1 protein-coding gene is annotated in these 1,102 nt (G+C 67.7%); it reads right to left on the reverse strand.

Translation table 11 applies throughout. The annotated features are described in order from the left end of the window. Nucleotides 1-870, reverse strand: an 870-nt coding sequence (locus AB0O29_RS36310) for an alkaline phosphatase family protein (protein WP_365160814.1), incomplete at its 3' end; no start/stop codon positions are given. Nucleotides 871-1,102 lie beyond the last annotated feature (232 nt).

Raw genomic sequence — 1,102 nt, forward strand, 5'->3', positions numbered from 1 at the left:
GTCGGCGCGCAGCCTGTCGAAGTAGCCCTCGCCGGCCCGGACGTCGGTGCCGGTACGGGCCCTCTCGTACAGCGGGTCGCCGGGGTGGGCGTCCTGGTAGTTGGTGAAGTGGAGCAGCGCGTTGTCGCCGTAGTTGCCCCGGAAAGCATCATTCTTGGTCCAGCCCCAGGATCCGGCGGCGTCGAGGCCGTCGCCGACGTCCTGGTAGACCTTCCAGGAGACACCGGCCTTCTCCAGGAGCTCCGGATAGGTGGTCCAGTTGCACCGGTCCGTGCTGTTGCCGAGGACGGGCCCTCCTGCCTTCCCGTCGTTTCCGGTATGCCCGGAAAAGAGGTAGTGGCGGTTGGGATTGGTGGAGCCGATGAATGAACAGTGGTAGGCGTCGCAGATGGTGAACGCGTCGGCGAGCGCGTAGTGGAACGGGATGTCCTCACGCGTGAGGTGGGCCATCGTGGCCGGCGTCTTGGCGGGCACCCAGTTGTCGTACCTGCCCTTGTTGAAGGCGCTCTGGCCGCCTGCCCAGTCGTGGTTGAGGCCCTGGAGGTACTCCATGCCGAGGTGGTCGGACGGCGGCCGGAACGGCAGCGTCTCCTTGCCGGCGTTGTCGGTCTGGTGCCAGACGGACTTGCCGCCGGGCAGGGTCACCGGGCGTGGATCACCGAACCCGCGGACGCCGCGGAGCGCTCCGAAGTAGTGGTCGAAGGAACGATTCTCCTGCATCAGGACCACGACGTGCTCGACATCGGCGATCGTCCCCGTCGTCCCCTGCGCGGGGATGGCGGCGGCGCGCGCGATGCTCTCGTGGAGCAGGGTCAGGGAGGCGACTCCACCGGTGAGCTGGAGGAAACGGCGGCGGTTCAGTTCTGCCATGGCGAGAGTGCCCTCTGTTTCGATCGGGAAGCGTTGCGAAGGCGCCTCGGGTCACCGGGAGGAGGCCACCGGCGGACCTGACGTGCGGGCATGGGATGGGCCAGGAGAAGGTCGGCCGCATGAAGGGGGGATCCTGCTCGACGCGCCCGAACATCAAGATTCGGCTGCCGGTCCCCTCGACGACTCCTGGGCAGGTGCGCAAACTCCGCGGTGGTGGATGCGTCCCGACGAC

It is taken from the genome of Streptomyces sp. NPDC089915 (assembly GCF_040684675.1).
Taxonomy (GTDB): Bacteria; Actinomycetota; Actinomycetes; order Streptomycetales; family Streptomycetaceae; genus Streptomyces.